Source organism: Sphingomonas bacterium (assembly GCF_903644055.1).
Classification (GTDB): domain Bacteria; phylum Pseudomonadota; class Alphaproteobacteria; order Sphingomonadales; family Sphingomonadaceae; genus Sphingomonas_I.
This window is the reverse complement of sequence record NZ_CAHJXD010000066.1, coordinates 1-7682: the sequence shown is the minus strand read 5'-3', so window position 1 is coordinate 7682 and position 7682 is coordinate 1. Positions and strand designations below refer to the sequence as shown.

General features: G+C 64.6%; 11 protein-coding genes and 1 pseudogene. 2 read left to right on the top strand and 10 right to left on the bottom strand.

Annotated elements, in window-relative coordinates; genetic code table 11:
- From HUU94_RS02770 to ndhC, 9 genes and pseudogenes are all read right to left on the bottom strand, one after another.
- Positions 1–554: pseudogene (locus HUU94_RS02770) on the bottom strand (NADH-quinone oxidoreductase subunit F); the annotation flags it as partial.
- Positions 554–808: a hypothetical protein gene (locus HUU94_RS02765; RefSeq protein ID WP_174273594.1), complete on the bottom strand. Its 255-nt coding sequence runs from the start codon at positions 806–808 to the stop codon at positions 554–556. The pseudogene HUU94_RS02770 and the gene HUU94_RS02765, both read right to left, overlap by 1 nt.
- A gap of 22 nt (positions 809–830) precedes the next feature.
- On the bottom strand, positions 831–1019 hold the full coding sequence (locus tag HUU94_RS02760) for a hypothetical protein (protein ID WP_217429544.1): 189 nt from the start codon (positions 1017–1019) through the stop codon (positions 831–833).
- Positions 1020–1066: 47 nt separating this feature from the next.
- Positions 1067–1204 carry a hypothetical protein gene (locus tag HUU94_RS02755; protein WP_174273592.1) on the bottom strand — a complete coding sequence of 46 codons (138 nt, stop codon included), beginning with the start codon at positions 1202–1204 and terminating at the stop codon, positions 1067–1069.
- A 56-nt stretch (positions 1205–1260) separates the two neighbouring features.
- The gene (nuoE, locus tag HUU94_RS02750) at positions 1261–1899 is read right to left on the bottom strand and encodes an NADH-quinone oxidoreductase subunit NuoE (RefSeq protein ID WP_174273591.1); all 639 of its coding nucleotides are present in this window, start codon (positions 1897–1899) and stop codon (positions 1261–1263) included.
- Between the two features lie 228 nt (positions 1900–2127).
- Positions 2128–3312, bottom strand: a complete 1185-nt coding sequence (locus HUU94_RS02745; protein ID WP_174273595.1) for an NADH-quinone oxidoreductase subunit D — start codon at positions 3310–3312, stop codon at positions 2128–2130.
- Positions 3313–3490: 178 nt separating this feature from the next.
- Positions 3491–4150, bottom strand: coding sequence for an NADH-quinone oxidoreductase subunit C (locus HUU94_RS02740; RefSeq protein ID WP_174273590.1), 660 nt, complete (start codon positions 4148–4150; stop codon positions 3491–3493).
- A 136-nt stretch (positions 4151–4286) separates the two neighbouring features.
- Positions 4287–4838, bottom strand: a complete 552-nt coding sequence (locus HUU94_RS02735) for a NuoB/complex I 20 kDa subunit family protein (RefSeq protein WP_174273589.1) — start codon at positions 4836–4838, stop codon at positions 4287–4289.
- A complete protein-coding gene (ndhC, locus tag HUU94_RS02730) occupies positions 4829–5206 on the bottom strand; it encodes an NADH-quinone oxidoreductase subunit A (protein WP_174273588.1) in 378 nt (125 codons plus the stop codon). The genes HUU94_RS02735 and ndhC overlap by 10 nt, the downstream gene beginning before the upstream one ends.
- A 271-nt stretch (positions 5207–5477) precedes the next feature.
- Here ndhC and wrbA point away from each other — a divergent pair, with 271 nt between their 5' ends.
- The gene (wrbA, locus tag HUU94_RS02725; protein ID WP_174273587.1) at positions 5478–6077 is read left to right on the top strand and encodes an NAD(P)H:quinone oxidoreductase; all 600 of its coding nucleotides are present in this window, start codon (positions 5478–5480) and stop codon (positions 6075–6077) included.
- Here the strand turns inward: wrbA and HUU94_RS02720 are convergent.
- Positions 6061–6870 carry a glycosyltransferase family 2 protein gene (locus HUU94_RS02720; RefSeq protein WP_174273586.1) on the bottom strand — a complete coding sequence of 270 codons (810 nt, stop codon included), beginning with the start codon at positions 6868–6870 and terminating at the stop codon, positions 6061–6063. The genes wrbA and HUU94_RS02720 overlap by 17 nt on opposite strands.
- A gap of 106 nt (positions 6871–6976) precedes the next feature.
- Here HUU94_RS02720 and HUU94_RS02715 point away from each other — a divergent pair.
- Positions 6977–7682: hypothetical protein (locus tag HUU94_RS02715; protein WP_217429543.1), on the top strand; the 706-nt coding region annotated here is incomplete at its 3' end.

The window sequence follows — 7682 nt, the reverse complement described above, 5'->3', positions numbered from 1 at the left end:
TCGATCTGCGCGGTTTCCTCGCCGCAGATATAGGCGCCGGCGCCGCGATGGACGAACACGTCGAAATCATAGCCCGAGCCCGCGGCGTTCTTGCCGAGCAGCCCCTGGTCATAGGCCTGCGCGACGGCGGCGAAGAGGTTCTCCGCCTCGCGGATGAACTCGCCGCGAATGTAGATATAGGCCGCGCGCGCGCGCATCGCGAAGCCGGCGATCAGCGCGCCTTCCAGCAATTTGTGCGGATCGTGACGCAAGATCTCGCGATCCTTGCACGATCCCGGCTCGCTCTCGTCGGCATTGATCAGCAGGAAGCTCGGCCGCCCAGGCTTGCTCTCCTTGGGCATGAAGCTCCACTTCATCCCCGTCGGAAACCCCGCCCCGCCGCGCCCGCGCAGGCCCGACGCCTTGATATCGTCGATGATCTGGTCCTGCCCACGCGCCATCAGCGCCTTGGTATCGTCCCAGTCGCCACGCTTCCGCGCGCCCTCCAGCTTCCAGTCCTGGAAGCCGTAGATGTTGGTGAAGATGCGGTCCTTGTCGTCGAGCGAGGCGATCATTAGCGCGTTTCCAGCATCGCAATACGCCGATCGAAGGCGACGCTCGTCGCGCGAAAGCTGTCCATGCTTTCGTGGAGGCTCGCCAGATTCGCGACGATCCCCTGCTCAAGATGCGCCGACGCGCTAAGCCGTCGTTCGACTTGCGCCATGCGGTCTTCCAGTCGGTTCATCCGATCGTCCAGCCGTTCCAAATGCGCCTCGATCTTGTCCAGACGCATGTTCAGCCGCCTGAACTGTTCGGCGATGAAGCTCACGACTTCGCCACCTTCACCGTCTTCAGCCATCGCTCGTCTCCGTCGCGAGGAAACGCGCCATCCGATCGTTCGTCCTTGCGACGCTTACATCACAATCGCCAGCCAGCTTACCGCATGATCTGATCGTGTCGCTGATGTCGCAGCACAGGTCGAAGAACTCGCGCAGGAAGGCGTGCTTCTCGGGGGGTTCAGCCGCGAGCACCACGTTCAATCTTGCCCCGCACGCCTCCCGCAGCGTCGGTTCTGGCGCCACTCCCATCATTCGCCCCTCCCGATCAGCTTCTCCGCCGCGAAATAGACGAGCACCGCCGCCGCCAGCCCGATCGCCAGCACGATCAGCCCGAGCGCGAGCTTGATCACGACGACCAGCACGACGAGGGCGATGAGGAGAATCATAGCGGACCGCCATAAACCCTCTCCCCTCCAGGAAAGAGGGGTGAGGTTGCGCCCGCTCACTTCGCGAACTCCTTCAACACCGTCGGCCCGCCGACCGGCGCCGACAGGAAGCGATCGATCTGCGGCCCCGGCTTCGGTTGCTCGCCTCGCGCCAGCGCCTCGAGGATCGCGGTGGTGCTGTCGAACGTCAGATCTTCGTAATTGTCATCGTTGATCTGCACCATCGGCGCGTTGACGCAGGCGCCGAGGCATTCGACCTCGGTGAGCGTGAACAGCCCGTCCGCCGTCGTCGCGCCCTTCTTCAGCCCCTTGGCGTAGCAGGCGTCGAGCACGTCGTCCGATCCACGCAGCATGCACGGCGTCGTCCCGCACACCTGCACATGATAGCGGCCGACCGGCGCCATATTATACATCGTATAGAAGCTGACGACCTCCAGAGCGCGGATATAGGGCATGCCCACCGCCTTCGCGACATATTCGATCACCGGCACGGGCAGCCACCCCTGCGTCTGCGTCTCAGCGCCGACCTGCCGCTGTGCCAGATCGAGCAACGGCATGATCGCCGAATGCTCGCGCCCCTTGGGATAGCGCGCCATCACGACCTTGACCTGCTCGGCGTTCGCGTCGGTCCACGCGAACCCGCCCCAGCGCGCGCGCGTCTCGGCTTCGTCGGGGATTTGGGCTGCATCAGCCATGCCCTGGTTCCCGAAGGCGATTGGACGTCCGGATACCTGCCTGAATCAAGCCACTTAGAGCTGAAGCGATTAGCGCTCCAAGCAGCAAAACACCCGACCAGAACACAACAGGCCACTTAATCGAGGCAACATCGGCTCCCATGGTTTTCGCCATTAACAACATTGGCTGTGAGCCAACGAGAATGATGACGAGAGCAAAGCTAAAATATCGCAGTGCGCGTGCGACTTTCACCGATCGCACTCCCCAAACACCACGTCGATCGCGGAGAGCACCGCCGTCGTGTCCGCGAGCATGTGGCCCTTCATCATGAAGTCCATCGCCTGGAGGTGGCTGAACGCGGTCGGGCGGATCTTGCAGCGATAGGGCTTGTTGGTGCCGTCGCTCACCAGATAGACGCCGAATTCGCCCTTGGGGCTTTCGGTCGCGACATAGACCTCGCCGGCGGGCACATGGAAGCCCTCGGTATAGAGCTTGAAGTGATGGATCAGCGCCTCCATCGATTGCTTCATCTCGCCACGCTTGGGCGGCACGACCTTGCGGTCGAGGCTGGCGATCGGCCCCTCGGGCATTTCGGCGAGGCATTGCTTGATGATCCGCATCGATTGGCGGACCTCCTCGACGCGCACCATGAAGCGATCGTAGCAATCGCCCCTGGTGCCCACCGGCACCTCGAAGTCCATGCGGTCGTAGACGTCGTAGGGCTGCGATTTGCGGATATCCCACGCCACGCCCGCCGCGCGGATCATCGGGCCGGAAAAGCCCCAGGCGATCGCGTCGTCGCGCGAAACCAGCCCGATATCGACGTTGCGCTGCTTGAAGATGCGATTGTCGGCGACGAGGCTGATCGCATCCTCGAACAGCCGCGGCATCCGCTCGTCGAGCCAGTCGCCGATATCGGTCAGCAGCTTGAGCGGCACGTCCTGGTGCACCCCGCCCGGCCGGAACCACGCCATATGCATCCGGGCTCCGCTCGCGCGCTCGAAGAAGCCGTAGCAATCCTCGCGCACCTCGAACAGCCACAGGTTGGGCGTCATCGCGCCGACGTCCATCACATGGGAGCCGAGATTGAGCATGTGATTGCAGATGCGGCTGAGCTCGGCGAACAGCACGCGCAGATATTGCGCGCGGATCGGCACCTCGATCCCCAGCAGTTTCTCGATCGCGAGCACATAGCTGTGCTCCATGTTGAGCGGCGAGCAATAATCGAGCCGGTCGAAATAGGGCAAAGCCTGGAGATAGGTTTTGTACTCGATCAATTTCTCGGTGCCGCGGTGGAGCAGCCCGATATGCGGATCGACGCGCTCGACGATCTCGCCGTCCAGCTCCATGACGAGGCGCAGCACGCCGTGCGCGGCGGGATGCTGCGGGCCGAAGTTGATCGTATAATTGTCCGCGCCATGATCGCTGTCGATCGCGGCGGCGTCGGTCGTCCCGACGGTGACGGTGCGGCTGCTCAAAGCCCTCTCCCCTTCAGGGGAGAGGGTTGGGAGAGGGGGGGTCGGGTAAGGCGAAGCGATGCGCTGCTACGACACGCACAGCCCCCTCTCCCCGACCCTCTCTCCCGAAGGGGAGAGGCAGTATGGAACGCCCTCACTTCTTCACCTCGTCGGCCTTGAGCGGCGTCGGCGCACCCGGGGCCTGCGGCGCCTTCTCGTCTCCCGGCAGCACATAGTCCGCCCCCTCCCAGGGGCTGGTGAAATCGAACGTCCGGAAATCCTGCGCGAGCTTGACGGGCTCGTAGACCACGCGCTTCTCGCTCTCCGAATAGCGTAGCTCGACGAAGCCGGTCAGCGGGAAATCCTTGCGCTGCGGGTGGCCCGAAAAGCCGTAATCGGTGAGGATGCGGCGCAGGTCGGCATTGCCCTCGAACAGCACGCCATACATGTCGTACACCTCGCGCTCCAGCCACCCGGCGACCGGCCACAGCCCCGTGACCGAAGGCACCGGCTGCACCTCATCGGTCGAGACATGCACGCGAAGGCGATGGTTCTTGGTCAGGCTCAGCAGGCAGTAAACCACCTCGAACCGCTCGGCCCGATCGGGATAGTCGACGCCCGCGATCTCCATCAATTGCTGGTAAGCGCAATCGTCGCGCAGGATACGCATCGCCTCGACGAGGCTGCCGCGCTTCACGTCGAGCCGCACCTCGCCGACCGCCTCGGTCGCGCCCACCAGCTTGTCGCCGAGCGCTCCCGTCACGACCTCGATCACGCCTTCGTTGGAGGCATATTTCGGATGCGGGGCACCCATCAGTTCCTCCCCTGCAAGGGGAGGGGGACCGTCGCGAAGCGATGGTGGAGGGGTGTCCCGCTCTGGAGAGGGCGATACCCCTCCGTCAGGCTTCGCCTGCCACCTCCCCTTGCAGGGGAGGATTGCGTTCCTCCCCTCACCGCTCGATCGTTCCCATGCGGCGGATCTTCCGCTGCAACTGCATCACGCCGTAGAGCAAAGCCTCGGCGGTCGGCGGGCAGCCGGGCACGTAGATGTCCACCGGCACGATCCGATCGCAGCCGCGCACCACCGAATAGCTGTAATGATAATAGCCGCCGCCATTGGCGCACGAACCCATCGAGATGACGTATTTCGGCTCGCTCATCTGGTCGTACACCTTGCGCAGCGCGGGCGCCATCTTGTTGCAGAGCGTGCCCGCGACGATCATCACGTCGCTCTGGCGCGGGGAGGCGCGCGGTGCCGCGCCGAAGCGCTCGAGATCGTAGCGCGGCATGTTGACGTGGATCATCTCGACCGCGCAGCAGGCGAGCCCGAACGTCATCCACCACAAGGATCCGGTGCGCGCCCACTGGAACAGCTCCTCGGCGGAGGTGACTAGGAAGCCCTTGTCCTGCACCTCGGCATTGAGGCCGCTGAAGAAATCGGGATCGGGAAGCGTCGTCTCCTGCGGGTGCGGATCGAGCGCCTGCGGCAGCGTCACTCCCATTCCAGCGCCCCTTTCTTCCAGGCATAGGCAAAGCCGACGCCGAGCTCGACGAGGAAGATCATCATCGCGCCCCAGCCCGCGAAACCGATGCCGCCCAGCGCCACCGCCCAGGGATAGAGGAACGCCGCCTCCAGATCGAAGACGATGAACAGGATCGCGACGAGATAGAAGCGCACGTCGAATTGCGCGCGGCTGTCCTCGAACGCGGGAAAGCCGCACTCATATTCGCTGAGCTTTTCGGGGTTCGGCTTGGACGATCCGGTCAGCTTCGAGGCGAGGATCGGCAGCACGACGAACGCCGTCGAAAGCACCATCGCCACGCCCAGGAACATCAGGATCGGCAGATAGCCGGCGGCGACGGTCGCCATGACGAAATCTCCGTGCGAAACGGCTGAAACTAGGCCGTCCGGTCGGTCGCAGCCCTAAGCTTGCCGCAAGTGCGAAGCAAGGCTGTCCGCCCGTGAGAATGACTCGCAAGAAGGCGTGCGCTTGGGGACGATCGCGGCGGGTGCAGCCGCTGCTTATCCGTCGACAGCCGCCGGCCTTTCCATTTCCTCGAACGCTTTCCCCAAGACTTTGCGGCTGGGCGCGCGCGTCCGTCGCTGCCATCCGCCCCTCGAACATATCCGAGGAGCGAACATGGCGAAGGTGCTGATTCTCTATTATTCGAGCTACGGCCATATCGAGACGATGGCGGGGGCGATCGCCGATGGCGCGCGCGCGGCCGGCGCCGAGGTCGATATCAAGCGCGTTCCCGAAACCGTGCCCGAAGACATCGCCAGGGCCAGCCACTTCAAACTGGATCAGGCCGCGCCGATCGCGGTGGTCGCCGATCTCGAACGTTATGACGCGATCGTCATCGGCACGGGCACGCGCTTCGGCCGCATCTCGTCGCAGATGGCGGCGTTCCTCGATCAGGCGGGCGGGCTGTGGGCGCGCGGCGCGCTCAACGGCAAGGTCGGCGCCGCCTTCACCTCCACCGCCTCGCAGCATGGCGGCCAGGAGACGACTCTGTTCTCGATCATCACCAACCTGCTGCATTTCGGCATGGTCGTGGTCGGCCTGCCGTACAGCCACGCCGGCCAGATGACGCTCGACGAGATCGTCGGCGGCGCGCCTTATGGCGCCACCACGATCGCGGCCGGGGACGGCAGCCGCAAGCCTTCGGAGATCGAACTGGCGGGCGCGCGCCACCAGGGCGAGATCGTCGCCAAAACCGCGATCAAGCTCTTCGCCTGAACGCCCGATAGCTTTCGGCGACCTCCCCCGGGCCGCGATCCAGCGTCGCGGCCCGATCGTGGAAGATCGCCGAGCGCATCAGCCCCATCCGGTTGAGCCGATAGCCGAAGCTCGTCGCCAGCACGCCGAGACCGTAGGTCACGCTGCGGCGGAAATTGATGCTGGAGGCTTCGGCGAAATATTTGGTCGGGCAGGAAATCTCGCCCGTCCGGAAGCGGAACCAGCGCGCCTGCGCGAGCATCTGATTGTCGAACACGAAATCCTCGGAACAGGCGCGCAGCGGCAGCTTCTCGAGCAATTCGCGGCTGAACGCGCGATAGCCGCTGTGATATTCGGACAGTTTCTGGCGCAGCAGCAAATTCTGCACGAAGGTCAGCAGCCGGTTGAAGAAATATTTGTAGAGCGGCATCCCGCCGGCCAGCGCACCGCGCCCCAGGATGCGTGAGGCGAGCACGACATCGTAATGGCCCGAGGCGATCATGCTCGCCATCGCGGTGACGAGGCGCGGGGTATATTGATAATCGGGGTGGAGCATCACGACGATATCGGCGCCGCGTGCCAGCGCGCTTTCGTAGCAGCTCTTCTGATTGCCGCCATAGCCCCGGTTCTCGTCGTGCGCGAGCGTGTGGATGCCCAGCGATCGCGCGATCAGCAACGTATCGTCCTTGCTCGCGTCGTCGGTCAGGATCACGTCGTCGACGATATCGTGCGGGATTTCCTGATAGGTCTGCCGCAGCGTCCGCGCCGCATTATAGGCCGGCAGCACCACCGCGACTCTTTTGCCGTCGATCATCTCAATCCCTATCGCCCGATTCACGCTTGTTAACCATGCGCACCTTGCCAATGCGCTAACGCCGATCAGCCTATAGGGGGCGCCCGATGCGCGCGCATGACAAGATATGACCCGTTTGCGACACCACGCGGCGCGGCGGCGCGTTCCCGCGCTGGCGGCGTCCGGCGTCTTCGGGCTGCTCGCGGCGCTGTGGATCGCCGGCGCCTTTCGCGCCTATCGCCAGATCGTCATCCTCTGGGGGGTCGATGTCTTCGACTTTCCCTTCCTCGATACCGAAACCATGCTTTCGGGTGCGCGCTGCCTGCGGGCGGGGATCGACATCTATGTCTCCAACCCCTGCGATACGCTGGGGCGCATCTATGATTATTCGCCGCTGTGGATGCTGGTCGCGCACCTGCCCGTCACGCTGGCGTGGGGCGCGCCGGCGGGGCTGATCGTCGCGCTCGCCTATATCGGATCGCTGTTACTGCTGCCGGAGGCGCGGACGGCGCGGCACACCGTCGCGATCGCGCTCGGCGCGGTTTCCAGCGTCGCGGTGTTCGCGGTGGAGCGCGGCAACAACGATCTCCTCCTCTTCCTGCTCGCGGGCGCCGCGGCGACGCTCGCCTGCCGATCGCCGCGCGCGCGCCTGCTCGGCTACGGCCTCGCCTTGCTCGCCGGGCTGCTCAAATATTTCCCGCTCGCGCTGCTGGCGCTCGCCGCGCGCGAACCGCCCAGGCGCGCCGCCGCCATCGCCGCCGTGGCGATCCTGCTCACCCTGCTGTTCGCCGCTTCGGCCTGGCACGATCTCGTCCGCGCGCTCGGACTGATAC